General features: G+C 48.7%; 16 protein-coding genes and 2 tRNA genes. 6 read left to right on the top strand and 12 right to left on the bottom strand.

Going from position 1 to position 16,639, the window contains the following annotated elements; all coding sequences use genetic code 11:
- Nucleotides 1–106: 106 nt before the first annotated feature.
- The 8 genes from AADH33_RS12675 to recN form a co-directional block, all read right to left on the bottom strand.
- Complete coding sequence (locus AADH33_RS12675) at nucleotides 107–445, bottom strand: DUF3817 domain-containing protein (protein WP_348549116.1); 339 nt, start codon at nucleotides 443–445, stop codon at nucleotides 107–109.
- Between the two features lie 58 nt (nucleotides 446–503).
- Nucleotides 504–1,442, bottom strand: a complete 939-nt coding sequence (gene xerD / locus AADH33_RS12670) for a site-specific tyrosine recombinase XerD (protein WP_348549115.1) — start codon at nucleotides 1,440–1,442, stop codon at nucleotides 504–506.
- Between the two features lie 33 nt (nucleotides 1,443–1,475).
- Nucleotides 1,476–2,696: a class I SAM-dependent methyltransferase gene (locus AADH33_RS12665; protein ID WP_348549114.1), complete on the bottom strand. Its 1,221-nt coding sequence runs from the start codon at nucleotides 2,694–2,696 to the stop codon at nucleotides 1,476–1,478.
- A 100-nt stretch (nucleotides 2,697–2,796) separates the two neighbouring features.
- On the bottom strand, nucleotides 2,797–3,111 hold the full coding sequence (gene tusA / locus AADH33_RS12660) for a sulfurtransferase TusA (protein WP_305956339.1): 315 nt from the start codon (nucleotides 3,109–3,111) through the stop codon (nucleotides 2,797–2,799).
- A gap of 88 nt (nucleotides 3,112–3,199) precedes the next feature.
- On the bottom strand, nucleotides 3,200–3,691 hold the full coding sequence (locus tag AADH33_RS12655) for a hypothetical protein (RefSeq protein ID WP_348549113.1): 492 nt from the start codon (nucleotides 3,689–3,691) through the stop codon (nucleotides 3,200–3,202).
- 113 nt (nucleotides 3,692–3,804) lie between these two features.
- Nucleotides 3,805–4,392: a Holliday junction resolvase RuvX gene (ruvX, locus tag AADH33_RS12650; RefSeq protein WP_348549112.1), complete on the bottom strand. Its 588-nt coding sequence runs from the start codon at nucleotides 4,390–4,392 to the stop codon at nucleotides 3,805–3,807.
- Between the two features lie 72 nt (nucleotides 4,393–4,464).
- Entirely contained in the window at nucleotides 4,465–5,028 is a 564-nt protein-coding gene (locus tag AADH33_RS12645) for a YqgE/AlgH family protein (RefSeq protein ID WP_288999084.1), read from the bottom strand.
- A 261-nt stretch (nucleotides 5,029–5,289) separates the two neighbouring features.
- Nucleotides 5,290–6,969 carry a DNA repair protein RecN gene (gene recN, locus AADH33_RS12640; protein WP_348549111.1) on the bottom strand — a complete coding sequence of 560 codons (1,680 nt, stop codon included), beginning with the start codon at nucleotides 6,967–6,969 and terminating at the stop codon, nucleotides 5,290–5,292.
- Nucleotides 6,970–7,586: 617 nt separating this feature from the next.
- On the opposite strand from recN, the gene AADH33_RS12635 reads away from it, so the two are divergent.
- Nucleotides 7,587–7,922, top strand: a complete 336-nt coding sequence (locus AADH33_RS12635; protein ID WP_075101358.1) for a pyrimidine/purine nucleoside phosphorylase — start codon at nucleotides 7,587–7,589, stop codon at nucleotides 7,920–7,922.
- Nucleotides 7,923–8,189: 267 nt separating this feature from the next.
- Nucleotides 8,190–8,960, top strand: a complete 771-nt coding sequence (gene rlmB / locus AADH33_RS12630) for a 23S rRNA (guanosine(2251)-2'-O)-methyltransferase RlmB (RefSeq protein WP_100748650.1) — start codon at nucleotides 8,190–8,192, stop codon at nucleotides 8,958–8,960.
- On the opposite strand, the gene coaE is transcribed toward rlmB, so the two are convergent.
- The 4 genes from coaE to pilB all read right to left on the bottom strand — a co-directional run bounded on the left by coaE (nucleotide 8,923) and on the right by pilB (nucleotide 14,022).
- The gene (coaE, locus tag AADH33_RS12625) at nucleotides 8,923–9,609 is read right to left on the bottom strand and encodes a dephospho-CoA kinase (protein ID WP_348549110.1); all 687 of its coding nucleotides are present in this window, start codon (nucleotides 9,607–9,609) and stop codon (nucleotides 8,923–8,925) included. The two genes, rlmB and coaE, sit on opposite strands and share 38 nt — an antisense overlap.
- Before the next feature lie 175 nt (nucleotides 9,610–9,784).
- Nucleotides 9,785–10,687 carry a prepilin peptidase gene (locus tag AADH33_RS12620; RefSeq protein ID WP_348549109.1) on the bottom strand — a complete coding sequence of 301 codons (903 nt, stop codon included), beginning with the start codon at nucleotides 10,685–10,687 and terminating at the stop codon, nucleotides 9,785–9,787.
- A gap of 25 nt (nucleotides 10,688–10,712) precedes the next feature.
- Complete coding sequence (locus tag AADH33_RS12615) at nucleotides 10,713–11,936, bottom strand: type II secretion system F family protein (RefSeq protein ID WP_075101362.1); 1,224 nt, start codon at nucleotides 11,934–11,936, stop codon at nucleotides 10,713–10,715.
- Nucleotides 11,937–12,306: 370 nt separating this feature from the next.
- A complete protein-coding gene (gene pilB, locus AADH33_RS12610; RefSeq protein ID WP_348549108.1) occupies nucleotides 12,307–14,022 on the bottom strand; it encodes a type IV-A pilus assembly ATPase PilB in 1,716 nt (571 codons plus the stop codon).
- A gap of 350 nt (nucleotides 14,023–14,372) precedes the next feature.
- On the opposite strand from pilB, the gene tpiA reads away from it, so the two are divergent.
- From tpiA to AADH33_RS12590, 4 genes are all read left to right on the top strand, one after another.
- A complete protein-coding gene (tpiA, locus tag AADH33_RS12605) occupies nucleotides 14,373–15,182 on the top strand; it encodes a triose-phosphate isomerase (RefSeq protein ID WP_348549107.1) in 810 nt (269 codons plus the stop codon).
- A gap of 431 nt (nucleotides 15,183–15,613) precedes the next feature.
- The gene (secG, locus tag AADH33_RS12600) at nucleotides 15,614–15,922 is read left to right on the top strand and encodes a preprotein translocase subunit SecG (protein WP_075101365.1); all 309 of its coding nucleotides are present in this window, start codon (nucleotides 15,614–15,616) and stop codon (nucleotides 15,920–15,922) included.
- A 223-nt stretch (nucleotides 15,923–16,145) separates the two neighbouring features.
- Nucleotides 16,146–16,230: transfer RNA gene (locus tag AADH33_RS12595), tRNA-Leu, on the top strand.
- A 123-nt stretch (nucleotides 16,231–16,353) separates the two neighbouring features.
- Nucleotides 16,354–16,430, top strand: a tRNA-Met gene (locus AADH33_RS12590).
- Nucleotides 16,431–16,639 lie beyond the last annotated feature (209 nt).

The following is a 16,639-nucleotide window of genomic DNA, read 5'->3' as shown; positions in this document are numbered from 1 at the left end:
CGTAGCTATGGTGTTACAAATTATTTAGTTTTAAACATTAAATTGATGGATTACGCTTTATCCTCACTCTGTTCGAGAGCTTGAAAAGCTAACCCATCTTATGTACTTACCCTTTCAAATGCTTCTTTAATACATAGTCAAAGATAAACGGGCCAAACGGCAAAAACGAGCCGAGCACGCCAGCCGGCATGGCCCATAGCGGCAGCTTTATTTTGCTGGCTGTGAGCAGCAGCATCAGGATATAAGCGATAAATAGTGCGCCATGCGCCATACCGATGTATGTCACCGCCTCAGAAATGCCGAGCATGTATTTTAGTGGCATAGCGATACCAAGCAATAATAAAAAAGACGTGCCTTCTAAATAACCCGTTATGGTCAAGTTTTTGAGGGCAGTATGCTGCCCTTTGGTGAGCGTAGGCTGTAAAGATGGCTGAGCTTGCGACACGTTATATTCCTTTTACAATCTTCAATAAATAGTCAGTTTTTATGTTAACCGTTCAATACTAGCCGCGTGGATGATGCTCGGCATGCAATTTTTGCAGTCTCGCTGTCGCCACATGCGTATAAATCTGCGTGGTGGACAAATCACTATGCCCAAGCAATAACTGCACGCTGCGAAGATCGGCACCATGATTGAGCAAATGGGTCGCAAAGGCGTGACGCAGGGTATGCGGTGACAATTCTTTGTCAATACTGGCGACTTTGGCGTATTTCTTTAATAAGTACCAAAAGTTTTGCCGCGTCATATAGCCGCCTTGCGCCGTCAAAAACACTGCTTGGCAATTGCCTGACTTGAGATGCGCAATCAGCTCGCCACGCCCGTGAGACAGATAGTCCTCTAGCGCATCGCTTGCATATTCACCAAGGGGCACCAGTCGGGTCTTATTGCCTTTACCTGTGATTTGCAACCAGCCTGAGTTTAGGTTGACTTGCTCAAGCGATAAATTAATCAGCTCACTGACGCGCAGGCCGCAGGCGTAGAGCACCTCTAACATGGCCTTGTCACGTAGGCCAAGCGCAGTACTGGTGTCAGGGGCAGCCAGTAGATTGTCGACATCGGCTTCGCTCAAATCCTTTGGCAATGGGCGACCAAGCTTGGGGCTTTTGATACGCTCGCACGGATTGTCCTCGCGCAGGTTGCTGGCAATCATCCATAGATAGAACTGGCGCAGGCTTGAGAGCATGCGCGCTTGGGTGCGCGGGGTTTTGTCCTCTATAGCGAGGGTAGATAGGCAGTGCAGCACGTCATCCGCTTGCCATTTGGTCAATGGCGCGGTGTTGGTCAGCTCACAGGTACGTAGGTCGCGCACATAAGCGTTACGCGTCCGCGTTGCCAGACCGCGCGCCAGCATGGCTTGGCGAAACTCGGTGATATAGGCGGGCTCATCATCGACAGCCAATGCTTTGGGTTGGCGCTGTTGTACGGCACGGTCACGGCTCATGGCATGTTACTCAGTTATTTATCATTCATCAGGCTAGCATTTATTAGGTATCAAGCACCACAGCGAAGTGACCTCAGCACGGCGCGCAGCATAGAGTGGATCAGAGTCGTCTCGACTGCGGCCATGGGTAGGTTTGGTATCGAGGCGGTATTTTACGGTCAATTCGTGAACAGCAAACCAGCCTAATAACTCTTCTCGGGTGCGTAGCTGTAAGTGCTCAGCCAAATCCGATAAGATCAGCCAGATCTCACCGTGCTCGCTTAAATGATCTCTGGCACCTTGCAAAAAGCCATGCAGCATCGCGCTATTGGCATCATAGACGGCGTACTCAAGCGGCGAGCTGGGCTTGGCAGGTAGCCAAGGTGGATTGCAGACAATCAGATTGGCAGGTGGCGCATCGGCGGGAAACAAATCCACTTGCTGTAACGCTATGCTAGACAATCCTAGCCGCGTAAAGTTTTCATCAGCACAAGCCAGTGCCCGTGGATTAAGATCGGTGGCTATGACGTTTTTGACACCGCGCTTGGCTAAAATAATCGCCAGCAGCCCTGTACCAGTGCCGATGTCGTAGGCGACATCACAAGTCTTTGGTAGCGGTGCCTTGAGCAGTAGCGATACATACTCATGACGCGTAGGGGCAAAGACACCGTAGTGCGGATATATCGATAAACCCAGAGTGTCGATTGGCACGCCTTTTGCGCGCCACTGCGCCGCGCCAAGCGCACCTTGTATGTCACGAAGCGATAGGACACAAGAGTGATCTGCGGCTCCTTCTAGCTGGCCAAACGCCGCTATGCAGGCGGCGCTCATATCAGGAGCACGGCGTAATTGACTGACATAGTCGGTATCGAGTTCTAAGAGCAAACGGCCCAATATACGAGCGCGCTGGGCTTGGGTTTGGCGCTGCTGATGAAACAAATTGGGTATCAATACAGTAGCATCAGTCGATGGCTCGGAGGTTGCCCGTTTATTAGCCTTAGCGGCTTTTTTTGTTTTGCGAAGCGCGGCGCGCTCCTCGGTACGCTCGATGCGCCGACCAAGCGCTTGCAGTAGTTGCTGGGCATTATAAAAGTCACCGCGCCATAGCAAGGATGTACCCTCGCACGCTAAGCGATAGGCCTCATCTGCTGTGGTTTTGTCATCAACTATCATAATGCGCGCAGGCGGCCCATGATTGCTTTCAGACAGCCAGCGCGCGTGACGCAAGGTTTGGTTTTCATACCACTGTACGTACTGTTTTTCAGGTGTTAACACACGATCTACCTTTAATTTGTGAATGATATATTTCGTACAAAGCAAAGATATCTTTATGTGATGAGGGCATGCCTAGGACGCGTAACGTCAGCACGTCGGTTTACGCGCTTTTTTTCTTGACCAAATAGCGATATAGCGTGGCGCTCGTTGGGGCGTCATCATCGTCTGCCACCGTAATCTCATCGGCATCGACGTTTACATGGATATTCTCAGCCAGCGTTTCTTGTTGCACAAGAGTGTGGCCAAGATGGCGACAAAAATTAGGAATATCACGCGTCGTCGCAGGGTCCGTGGCCAGTATTTCTATCACTTCGCCTGCATCAGCGTTGCGTATGGTGCGATGCAGCATCATGACCGGCTCAGGGCAGATTAATCCTTGAGTGTCTAAATGATGGTGAACCGCCGTCTGTGTCATGGTATCTGGTATGGAAGTTGTCATAGTCTTGGTGTTGAGTCAATAAAATAAGGTGAAAGTGGTGTGTGATTGAAAACGAAAGCGGGTGTTATGGTTTTTTAGTGGTACCTTCAGGGCTGCCGGTTTGTTCTTGCGCCGCCAAAAAGTTAAAAAAGCGCGTAAAGCTGACTTTAAACAAAAACGCCACACCCACCCAGCAAGACAGTCCTAGCCAAGCCGTATCAGCAAATAACAAACCGCCGAGTAGCACGATGCTTGAGACGCCGATGGTCATGATTACCATTGATGCTTGGTTTAGGCGATAACGATAAATAATAAAGGCATCATAAAGGCTGGCAGGAATGGTCAGCGCCACCAAGGCATAAGGCAGGTTATAAAATAACTGATAAAGCAGCTGATTGTCGTGAAAGGCCTTGATACTAGCGATGGTACCAAAGACCACAAAAGCAAAAATGGCCGCATAAATCAGATAAATCGCCAGCTGGTTGGCTCGCTGTGCGCCTTTGATACGAGCGATAGCAAGCGGCGCAAAACCATGCCGCGACTTATTGGATACAGGTTGGTTTAAAGCGGTGGTCATAATCATCAGTCGTATATATTGGTTTAGAGGATGGGCGTGGCAATATCTAAGCGTTAAATACTAGCCGTCCGCTTGTGCGCGACTACCTACGCGTCACTACTTGAGGACACGCCCTAGTCAGGCTTGATCGCATCGATAGCCAAGCTGCTATTTGGATCGGCAAAATACGTCGACATCAAAATACACGCAGAGATATCATCAATCGGGTCGCGCTCGTTTTGGATCCAGCCATTCTCCCACGCGATTTCGCGCGCTGCTACCGATGTCAGACGCTCATCACACAGCGTCACAGTCACTGGTAGGCGCTGCTCCATGACTCTATGCGCCAGCCGCCGCGCAAATTTGTGCGCCCGTTTAGAGAGCATGGAGCTGCTACCGTCCATATTGAGTGGTAAGCCGACCACCACCTTTGCCACGCCCCATACTTTTATGATACCCAGCAAGTTGTCCCAGTCAGGTTGACCATTGTTCATCGCCAAGATATCAAAGGCGCGCGCCGTCTCAGTAATGGTATTGCCTAAAGCCATGCCCATTTTTTTGACACCATAATCTAGCGCTAAGATCAGATGCGGTTTGACACTCGGTTCGGTCGCGCTCGGCTCGGCTGTATTATTATCGATATCGGTGGCGACATGGGGTGCTTGAGCGCCCTCATCGTCTCTCATCTCTGCGCTATCATTCATAAAAGAACGGTCTACCATAATCAAAAAATTTTCCTGTGTTGCAGCTTAGTAGCGAGCTTTGGGTGTCTGGGTTTGGCTGAGTCACTGCCATTAAGCGTGGCCGATATCGCTGCTTAAGTAGTCGAAATTTACGCCAATTTTGTCAGCAGCGATCTGCCAGCGCTCCGCAAACGGGGTATCAAACAACAAGTTGAGATCCGCCGGACACACCAGCCAGTCACCACTTGCAAGCTCACGCTCTAACTGGTCTTTGCCCCAGCTGGCATGCCCCAAGCACAGATGATAGTGACCAACGCCTTGGCCTGCGGCGATACGCTTGAGGATATCTTGGCTGGTGGTGATACAGACATTCTCTGAAATAGCAAACGACGATGCCCACTCCGGCTGGCCAGTATGCAGCACAAAACCGACCTCAGGATACATCGGCCCGCCTTCTAAGGCCACGTCTTCCATCACTTGCGGGTCTGTCACCTCGATACTCAGATCCTCTAATAGCTTGCCCACGCGCGACTGCTCTAAGGGGCGATTGACCATCAGACCAAGCGCGCCATGCGCATCGTGACGACAGATATAAATCAGCGCCTGCTCAAACCGTGGGTCTGGCAGCTCTGGTGCCGCGATTAAGAAATGATGGGTCAAATTGGCTTTAGACATAGAAGCAACTGCAACCTAATAATACAATCAACAATAAAAGGATAAAGACATTACTGCATTAAAAACACAACCACGCAAGTAAGAGAAGGTTATATGGCGATGATGACCAAAAAAATCAACCAAAGCAAATATTTATCAGCGGTTTGACTTTAGTGGTCTCGCTCGCAATGGTTTTTTAGCCCTGCGCTCGCTGTTTTAAAGTAGGCTAATGATATCCATCTATGCAGAGCCGTAGGATTACTATGCAGGATAGCAAATGCCTTATTTGACATCCGTTAGCAAGCTACGAGCGTGATCACGAGTGACCTCCGTGATGGTCACGCCGCCCGACATGCGTGCCAGCTCATCGACTTGCGCGCTATCTGTCAAGATGACCAGCTCACTTTCGGTTTGCTCGTCATGATGTTTTTGTACCAAGATATGTTGGTGCGCTTGTGCGGCGACCTGTGCTTGGTGCGTGATGGCCAGTAGCTGCTGAGTCTGCCCCAGTTTACGCAGGAGCTCACCGACCACCTGCGCGGTACCGCCACTGATACCGACATCGACCTCGTCAAAGACCAACATGGGCTTGGCGGCATCATTGTCCGCATTGGTGGCTTGTAGCACTTGCATCACCAGTGCCATCCGCGACAGCTCGCCGCCTGAGGCGATCTTATGCAGCGGCTGCATGGGCATACCGACATTGGCGCTAAACAACAAATCGATATCATGACAGCCTTGCGCATTATATTGGCTTGGGTCGGGTTTTTTGGTAAAGACAAACTCGCAGCGCGCATTGGGTAGCGCTAGTGGCTGCAGCTGCTGGACCAGTTGTTTGCTAATATTTGGCGCGGCTTTTTCGCGCGCTTTTTGGAGTTTGGTGGCCAGCAGCAGATATTGCTGCCACGCTTGCTCGATTTGCGCGGCCATGGCATCACTACTTGGTTCGTTTTCTAATTGTTCTAACTGCGCTTGCCAGTGGTTGGCTTCCTCAATCAAATCAACGGCGGGTAAGCCGTGCTTGCGCGAGAGGCGATGACCGAGGCCGATGAGATTGTCTAAGGTTTGCAAGCGCTCAGGGTCGGGCAGTTGTTGTTCGGCATAATCTGATAGCAATCCTGTGACTTCGGTGATTTGCTGCTGAGCCAGATGTAGCTGCTCTGAGGCTTGCTCAAACGTCTGACTGACGCCCAGTTGATTATCACACAGCTTGATCGCTTGCCCAAGCAGGGTCATGACGTCTGGCTCATCGGTATCGTTGTCGAGCAGATGCAGACCATGACTGGCTTCCATCATCAAAGCTTCGATATTAGACAGCTCTTCGTGCTCCGCTTCGATGTCGGTATAATCCACAGCGAGGAGCGGCTCGATGTCTGCCAGTTGGCTTTGTAACAGCTGGATACGGTCATGGCGCAGCGCTTCGCGACTGGCAATCTCATCAGCGCGGCGTTTTAGCTGCTGATAGTGTTGATAGCTGCTCGCGGTTTGTGCAGCCAGCGTGGTGGTTTGTGCCATGGCATCCAACCACTGCACCACAAATTGCGGCTTTAGCAGTGCTTGCTGGGCGTGCTGGCTATGAATATTGACCAACAGTGTACCGAGGCTCTTTAGCTCCGCTAAGCTGACGGGCGTACCATTTAACCAAGCCTTTGAGCGCCCTGTTTGACTAAGCTGGCGACGAATCAACACATCTGGCTCATCTAAGGCGCGATCATGCTTGGCAAACCATTCTGCGATGAGCGCATTGTTTGCCACATCAAACTGAGCATAGATATCGGCATGTGCCGCCCCATGTCTGATCATTGCGCTGTCGGCTCGCTCACCTGCACACAAAGACAGCGCATCGAGCAGCAGCGACTTACCGGCACCTGTCTCACCGGTGATGACGTTAAAGCCTTCCGCCATACTCAGCTCATGCTGAGCAATCAATGCAAACTGATGTAAAGTGAGTGATACTAGCATCAACGCCTCTCATGACAGACAATGAGTTTCACCAATTCTTTAGATGAAGTCATCGCTAAAATAGAATAAATACAACGATAAAATGGCTCGTTTATGGTACTCAATAGACTATAGTGATTGGCAAATATTATGGTGGCAAACGCCGCTAAATACAAATCATAAAGCCGCGCAATAACATAAATCTCTGCAGCCCGCTTTGGATAAAGTCAGAGGCCCACCGGTGGCACCTCTTGCGCCTGCCGCAACATTTTCCTTGCCCCTGTAACAAACTTTATAGATATAATGTGGTAGCATAATCTCACATAATGACAAACGCTTGCTAGCTTGTTTTATGCTTGTCGTCTGATAATGATAAGTCATCTTATCGTAATATCTCATCGATACCATAGTCGGCATACGCGGGTAGGCATCTTAAGTTGTCAACCAGATGTCAACCAGATATTAAGGCTGATGTCAGTATGTGTGCGAGTCTGTGTCCGCGATTGGGCAAAGACTGTCACTCGATCGAATACAGCACATTTATAGTAGGCTAGGCTGCTTGCAATGCTGATTCATAAAGTCATTTCATCTGTACTTATTTTTTAGTTTTACCATAATTATTTGATAAGGAAGCCACTATGACAGCGGCGCAATTTACCAATGTAACAGTCAATGCTCATGCGACGGTCTCTTATGATGGTCGTTGCTCAAGCCATACCATTATGTTTGAGGATGGACGTCATAAGACGCTAGGCATCATCTTACCTTGTGATAATTTGGTGGAGCATTATCATTTTAGTACCAATACTTCTGAGCGTATCGAGATCACCAGCGGGGAGTGCGAGGTCAAAATAAATGGTGAGGAAGCGTTTAGCTACTACCGTGCAGGCCAGTCATTTGTGGTCGAAGGCAACAGCGGCTTTAACCTCAGAACCGAAGAGATTGTACAGTATATCTGTCATTTAGAAGGCTAAAGACGCATACACTAGGCAATGGCGTAGGCCACCGCCTACCTGCATTTTGCTAGATAATCTGCATATAGTCTCCTTAGCAAAATTAACCAAATTACGTACTCATCAAGCGTCACCCCAAATAAAAACCTCAATCGATCGCGGATAAACCATATCAGTCGGTATGGTTTATTTGTTTTTGATGAGGCTGCACTGTTTTTTTATTGTTGTTTTTTATCGTTATTTCTTATCGCTTTAGCGATATCCATTTGATACTTAAGTAGGCCGATTATGGCAAAACCCATTTATTTTTATGGCATTCATGCAATTGATGCCTTACTCAAACATCGTCCGCTCGATGGTCTTAGCTTGTTTGTCCAACAAGGCCGTGATAGCGACCCTCACGTGCAAGCAATCATGGCCGAAGCCGAGGCCAATGGCATCAGTATTCAGCCCACACAAAAAGACAAGCTGACCCAGCTGTGCGGCAGCCCGCAGCACCAAGGCGTGGTGCTTAATGCCCGCCCTCTAGGTTTCGCGGACGAAGCGCTGCTAGACACCATCGCGGGGCGCGAGCAGTGCTTGTTGCTGATACTCGATCAAATCACTGATGCGCATAACTTCGGTGCGTGTTTGCGTACGGCTGTTGCGATGGGCGTGGATGCGGTGGTTTGTCCAAAACATCACGCCGCCAGCCTCACCCCAACAGTGGCAAAAGTCTCTGTCGGCGCCGCTGAGCTGATGCCGATTGTCAGTGTGACCAATTTGGCTCGTACGCTTGACCACATCAAAAACGCTGGTGTATTTGTGTTTGGTACGGCGCTTAGTGATGCGGCCAAGCCCATACATGCAGCGGACTTGACCGGCAAAACGGCCATTATCATGGGTTCAGAAGGAGAGGGCATGCGCCGGTTGACCACAGAGCGCTGTGATGAGCTGGTCTATATCCCGATGTCGGGCAATGAGCATGGCAACTTACAAAGCCTAAACGTCAGCGTGGCCACCGGTATGGCGCTATATGAGGTCAATCGGCAGCGTACTTTAGCTGCTGGGCAAGCGTAAGATAGTTTTGGTGTAGCGGCTCCAGCTGTGCATACAGAGCCGCTAGGTCGCGATCGTTTAAGATGACATCATCAGCGTGACGGTTGCGCGCTTCGCGGCTTAATTGATTGACCATGATGGCTTTGATCTTTTGGACACTTTGCTCATCACGCTGGCTGGCGCGCTCAAGCTGGGTATCTTCGCTGGCATCAATCACCAGTACTCGTTGGCACAAGTTTGCCAGCCCCGCTTCTGCCGCCTCTATGAGTAGCGGCGCGGACAGCACCACATAAGGCGAGGTGCTGGCGGCTAACTGTGATTTTGCCGCCTCTCTTATCGCTGGGTGAGTAATGGCTTCAAGCTCGATGAGCGCTTCGGGATGGGTAAAAACGTGCGTACGCACCGCCGCTCTGTCCATCGAGCCGTCGCCATTTAACACCCAATCGCCAAATTTTCTTTGAATTTTGCGCAATGTCGCGCTGCCTTTTGCCACCACCTCATGGGCGATCACATCGGCATCGATAATATCGATGCCTTGCTGCGCAAACCAGTCACTAGCAGCAGATTTGCCACTACCGATACCGCCTGTCAATCCGACCACCAGTGTCTTGTTTTGCTTTCGGCGGGTTTGCGGCTTGTGAGAATAAGGTGAAGCGTTAGAGTTTGACATAATAATGACTTATCTGACCGATATGATAGAGAGGAAAACGTGTGCAGCTGTTTTGCCCCATCTGTGCTGATGATTTGAGGCTGGCACAAAGATGAGAGAGATAAGCGCCATTGCCACTTACCCTGCTACTTTTACAGTATGTTTTTTAGAACGTATGGTAAAACTCACGCCTGTTTTAGTAAGTATACATGCCTAAGTACCAACTGACGATATCTGTGCCATATAATAAGGCGACTATACCGGCAATAGCAATGTAAGGGCCGAAGGCAAAGGGTCTGCTCTCGCCTTGTTTTTTCATTAAGACCAGCCCGACGATGGAGCCTAGCAGGGAGGAGAGTAAGATGATCAGCGGTAGCATCATAGGTCCCAGCCAAGCGCCCAATACGGCCAACAACTTAAAGTCGCCCTGACCCATGCCGTGTTTTTTGGTGATCAAATAAAACAGCTTTACCACCACCCATAACGACAAAAACCCCAACAGCAACCCCCAAATCGACTGGCTGGGTGAGACAAACCAGCCTTGACTGTTGACTGCTAGACCTAGCCCCGCCAAAGGGAAGGTTAAGCGATCAGGGAGGAGCTGAGTATCAAAATCGATACCGGTTAAGGCGATTAGCGTCCATACTAAGACCAACGCCGATAAGCCTGTTGCACTCACCCCAAATTGATAAATGATCAGCACAGAGAGTAGGGCAGTGATCAGCTCCACCAGTGGATAGCGAATACCGATGGCGGCGTTACAAGCAGCGCAGCGCCCGCGCAGCATCAGCCAACTGATCAAAGGGATGTTTTGATACCAGGTGATTTTATGAGCGCAGTGCGGGCAGCGCGATGCCGGCCGACTCAAGGTAATCGCGCTGTCGCCTGCGACGATACGGGTCAGTGGCTGCGTATGCTCGCGCGGCATGTCTGCTTGCTCAGCCAGAAACTGACTACATTCTTGTCGCCAGCTTGCAAACATCATCAGCGGGAGCCGATGAATGACCACATTTAAAAAACTACCGACACAAAGCCCTAATAACCCAAATACGACCAAAGCCATAATCGTATTGTCTTGTAATAACTGTATAAATTGCATGAAATCGCAGTCCTTGAGTGAGGTATTAGCCGACCACTGAGCCCATTTGGAAGATCGGTAGATACATCGCAATCACGAGGCCACCGACCAATACCCCAAGCACCGCCATAATCATAGGCTCCATCAAACTGGTCAGGCCATCAACCGCGTTATCGACTTCGCTTTCATAATAGACCGCCACCTTGTCTAGCATCTCCTCTAAGCTACCAGACTCCTCACCAATACCGACCATCTGTATGGCCATACTGGGAAATAAATTGGTAGAACGGATCGAAAACTGTAACTGCTGACCGGTAGAGACGTCGTTTTTGATCTGCTGAGTGGCATTATAAAACACCACGTTGTTGGTCGCGCCTGCTGTGGAGTCCAGCGCATCGATGAGCGGTACCCCCGCGGCAAAAGTCGTTGAGAGGGTGCGGGCAAAGCGGGCGATAATCGCTTGATAAGCAATATTACCAAATACAGGTACCTTCAAAACAGCGCGGTCCAAAAAGTCACGGAATTTTTTGGAGCGTTTTTTCGCTTCTGAAAACCCGATAATGGCGCCGCCGATGAGCACAATCAAAACAAACCACCATGACTGCATCCACTCAGACATACCCACCACCATTTGGGTAAAGGCGGGCAGCTCAGCGCCAAAAGACTCAAAAAGATCAGAGAACACGGGTACCACTTTGATGAGCAAAATCATGGTCACGATGACGGCGACGATAATAACGGCAATCGGGTATTTGACCGCTTTTTTGATTTTGGCTTTGAGCATCTCGCTTTTTTCTTTATAAGTAGCCACCCGCTCGAGCATGGTTTCAAGCGAGCCTGATTGCTCACCAGAATCAACCAACGAGCAAAACAGGTCATCAAAGTAGCGCGGATGCTTGCGTAGGGCAGAGGCGAAGGTTCCACCAGATTCGATATCAGATTTTATTTGCAATACCAAATCTTTCATACTGGGATTGTCTAATGAGTCAGCGACAATTTCAAAAGACTGCGTCAAAGGCACCCCAGCTTTCATCATGGTGGCCAATTGACGAGAAAAAATCGCGATATCGATGGGTTTAATGGCTTTTTTAAACGTATAAAGCGGCTTAGGTTTTTTCTTGATGCCCTTAACCGTAATACCCTGTTTGCGCAAAGTGGCTTTGGCCAGCTCTAAGCTGCGACTGGTGGTCTCGCCTTTTACTTTTTGTCCGCGCCGGTTTACGCCATCGTAGACAAAGTCTGACAGCATGTCGGTCTTCGCTTTTGCCATGTTTCTACCCTCAAAAATTGTCTTATTAGATATTGCAAATATATAAACGATGGTTCGCCAATAACCTCGACTTTAGCCACTTTTATAACAGTGGCTTTTTATGGCACTGCTCTTGTAAATACAACTGAGTACGGCGTAGTAGCAATAGCATAACCTTTTGCATTCCCTACTTTATTTTAGCCTAAAAAACCAGTGTTCATCTGTTTTATTTTGAAATATGTCTGGTAGATATTATTGCTAGTTTATAAAAGAAAAGCCATACCTACTTATGACTGGCAAATGATGACCAAAATTACTGCTGGTGTCTTTGATAAAAACACCATTTAGCAATGACGCAGTATGCTCCTCTTTGACGCGATGAGAGTTGGTGCTATTCAGAGGTTACTCGCATCATCTCTTGAATACTGGTCACCCCTTGTAATACCTTTAAAATGCCAGAGCGGCGCAGATCGCGAAAGCCGTTTTTGAGCGCAGCGTCTTTGATATCCATGGCATTGCCATCTTCCATGATGATGCGAGAGATGTCTGGGCTGACCTTCATGACTTCATAAACACCCACTCGGCCTTTATAGCCTTCACGGCATTCACTACAGCCGACAGGCTCATAAATGACGTTGTCTGGATCGTCTAGATCGGCATCAGTAAAGCCAAGCTCAAGCAAACTTTGCCGCGGTACGTTGATGGCTTTTTTGCAGTTTTTACACAAGCGCCGTGCCAAACGCTGAGCAATGACCAAGTTGACAGAGGTGGCAATGTTAAAAGAAGCCACCCCCATATTGCGTAGACGCGTCAACGTCTCAGGGGCAGAGTTCGTGTGCAGGGTTGAGAGTACCATGTGGCCTGTTTGCGCCGCTTTTATTGCAATCTCCGCAGTCTCTAAATCTCGAATCTCACCGACCATGACGATATCGGGATCCTGACGCAAAAACGACTTCAAAGCATTGGCAAAGGTTAGGCCAACTTTTGGGTTGACGTTGACCTGATTGATGCCTTCAAGGTTGATCTCTACTGGATCCTCGGCAGTGGAGATATTGGTTGCTCCCGTGTTGAGGATGTTGATACCAGTATATAGCGATACGGTTTTACCAGACCCTGTCGGACCTGTGATCAACAGCATGCCCTGCGGCTTATGAAGAGCCTCTAAAAACATCTCTTGCTGATCTGGCTCATAACCTAAGGCATCAATCCCGAGCATGGCCGATGAGGGGTCCAAGATACGTAGTACGATTTTTTCGCCAAACAGCGTCGGCAAGGAGTTTACCCGAAAGTCGATGGCTTTGTTTTTTGACAGTTTTAGTTTGATACGGCCATCTTGCGGGATACGGCGCTCAGAGATGTCCATTTGTGACATGACCTTTAGGCGTGCTGCGATCTTACCGGCAAGCTGGACAGGCGGGCTGGCCATTTTTTGCATGACCCCATCAACACGAAAGCGTACGCGGTAGGTCTTTTCATAGGGTTCAAAATGCAGATCTGAAGCTCCCATACGAATGGCATCCACCAGCATCTTATTGACAAACTTAACGACAGGGGCCTCATCGACGCTATCACTGAGCTTGGTCTCGCCCTCATCAGCCGCGTCATCTCCGTCTTCAAAACCGACGTTTAAATCGCTATCAGAAAAGCTATCAAGCCCCTGCATACTGTCTGCATAAAGCGCTTCGATGCGTTTTTTGAGCTTATCTTCTTCGACCACCACCGTTTCGATAGATAGGCGTGAGTTAAATGCAATGGCATCAATGGCATCGATACGTGTTGGATCACTTAAGGCGACAAACAAACGCTGGCCGCGCTTAAACAAAGGCAAGGCATTAAACTTACGGACGATTTTTTCATCGACCAAGTCTTTAGGGATGACATCGAGGCTCAGAGCGTCTAGATCAAACAAAGGATCGCCAAAAGCTTGTGAAAGCATTTGTGCCAAGTGATAGGCGTCGGCCAGCTTGTTGTCTACCAAGTATGACACCAGTCCTATTTGCTGCTGCTGCGACTCGGTCTGTGCGGTTTTCATATTTGCTTCGCTAACGATACCTTCGCTAATCAGCTGCTGCGCTAAACCACCATATTTGCTGGTTGTGATAGACATGACGACCTCTCCTCAATAACAAACGTTTGTATCGTTATCTGCTGTTGCACGAATAAATAGGTAGTAAACGAATGCTACTATGCAGTTTTTTTGGGTATTAGGGTAATAATATAGAACATTACTTTAGTTTAAAGAACTTATGGCAACTATTAAACTGTTTATTGACGACACCAAAAAGATAATAAGAGATCAATAAAGAGCGCCAGATGGCTTAGTGCGGTCAGCCGCTGCAGCCATATCCAGCCATGACAGCCGATGCAGCACCATACTATAGCAGTTGTGAATTATTTGTTATACTGGCGCGCACATTAGCCGAATTGGCATAAATACTTAAGACAGGGTAACTACAGATGCAAGCTTGGGTAATTGGTAATTGGAAACAAAATCCTGCAACGAGCGATGATGTCCAGACATTATTAAGCGATTTATTGGCGACTGCTGATAAAGATGACGGTGCCAATAGCGCTGGCTGCCAGTTAATGGTGGCCCCTAGCTGTATCCACTTGGCTGGTGTCAGCGCCCATCTACAAGGCAGCCCAGTACTGTGTGCTGCGCAAGATGTCAGCGCGCATAGTGGCACTACAGGTGCCTATACGGGGGATTGCTCCGCGCAGCAGGTGGCAGATGCTGGCGCAACTTGGACATTACTTGGCCACTCTGAGCGTCGTCAGTATCATCAAGAGACGCATGCTTGTTTACTGGGTAAAATGACCCATGCGTTTGACCAAGGCCTAGGCGTGGTGTTTTGTATCGGGGAGACACAAGCACAGTATGACGCTGGACAAACACTTGCGGTTATCGATGAGCAGCTCACCGTCATAAAAGACATACTAACGCAGCAGCCTGCGCTTGCTGGCACCTTGTCCGATCGCCTTATCATCGCTTATGAGCCAGTATGGGCCATCGGTACAGGTAAAGTGCCTACCGTGGCCGAGGTTAGTGCGACGCATCAGCATATTAAGCAGACGGTCGCAGGCTATGGAGAAGCATTGGACAATATCACAGTCTTATATGGAGGTAGCGTCAATGCTGACAATGCCGACAGTTTTGCGGCAGATGCTATGATTGATGGCGCACTGGTCGGCGGCGCCTCATTAAAAGCTGCCAGCTTTTTGGCAATTGCGCAAGCTTTTGGCAATGGGCAAGCTTTTGGCGTCTGATATTACGCCTGACATCGCAGCTGGGTCACTGGTATGTATAGTGCTGCTGGTACTGACGCGGGCACTATAAGCATACGGTTATGGTAAGGTCATCATTTGTATACAAAATGTCTTTATCAGTTGATAAAAGTGGGTTTAACAGTGCCCTTGTAATCGTGTACAATGCGCCTTATTTATATAATCTCATATATAAGCGGTCGGGCAGTGACTTTTGTGCAAAGTCGCCTCTGTGTTTGCATAGTAGGTAAAGTAGAGTTAGTAGGTAACGTAAAAGGTTGGCACTAAAAAGTTAACATTGTTATTTGCTAATGGTCCGGACTTTTAAGTTGCCTTGTTAGATTGTCGCTTTGTTAGACTCAAGTCAGCTTATATATTGATTCTTAGATTTATTTTCCGTTATCAGTCGTCATTACGCGGCAAAAGAGGCCAGCATGTTTACGTTTATATTAGCCCTGCATATTATTGTGGCGATTGCCATGATTGGCTTGATTTTGATACAGCATGGTAAAGGGGCAGATGCTGGGGCTTCTTTTGGTGCAGGCTCGTCTGGTACCGTCTTTGGGGCGGCAGGCTCCGCAAACTTTTTGACGCGAGCGACTGCTGTTTTGACAGTGATATTTTTTATTACCAGTATGACACTCGCGGTACATGCGCGTAAGCAAGCAGAAGATCAGTTTCGCTTAGACGCACCGGTGTCAGCGCCGCAAACGCCGCGCCCTTTGACTCAAAACCCTCAATAACGGCTGGCTCACTATCCGCCTATAGGGGCAGCCTTGTAGGCGATAGAGTAGTAAATGGCTGGTTTTTATGGATTGGGGTTTGAATGACGGTCTTTTTTTCAGCAGTACTTGCTATTTTTAGACGTTAGATTTACAATGCCTTTTCTGTTTTTCGCAGTCTGGCTTTAGAGTGGCTTATATAGACACTCAATAAGCTAAATGGCAAGTAAAGGCAGTAAAAAACGCGATTGTGGTGGAATTGGTAGACACGCCATCTTGAGGGGGTGGTAGCGCAAGCTGTGGGGGTTCAAGTCCCCCCAATCGCACCAAGTTTTATGACGCAGCATGACGTCAGGGCAGATTGATTGATGATAAATGGCTTGTTTAAATTTTATTTAAAATAAGCATTGACAATCATACAAACCTTCCCTATAATATGCGTTCTAGATTGATGCGGGGTGGAGCAGTCTGGTAGCTCGTCGGGCTCATAACCCGAAGGTCGTTGGTTCAAATCCAGCCCCCGCTACCACTTTTTATACTGATGTTTTGTACACTAAATTTGTCAGTAACGATTAACCCACCATAATGTTTGTGGGTTTTTTTGTATCTGAAGGTCAGTGTTATCGCGGTATCTATCCTACTTATGCTAAGCTCTATGTCTATAGAGCACGATACGGGTCGTCACTTGCCGCCATTGGCACGATTGTTTCGTAAGCACACTATCTTTTATTCCCCACT

This window comes from Psychrobacter sp. KFRI-CH2-11, from assembly GCF_038239325.1.
In the GTDB taxonomy this organism is placed as follows: domain Bacteria; phylum Pseudomonadota; class Gammaproteobacteria; order Pseudomonadales; family Moraxellaceae; genus Psychrobacter; species Psychrobacter celer.
The sequence above is the reverse complement of the archived record's forward strand: the minus strand, read 5'-3'. Positions and strand labels throughout refer to the sequence as shown.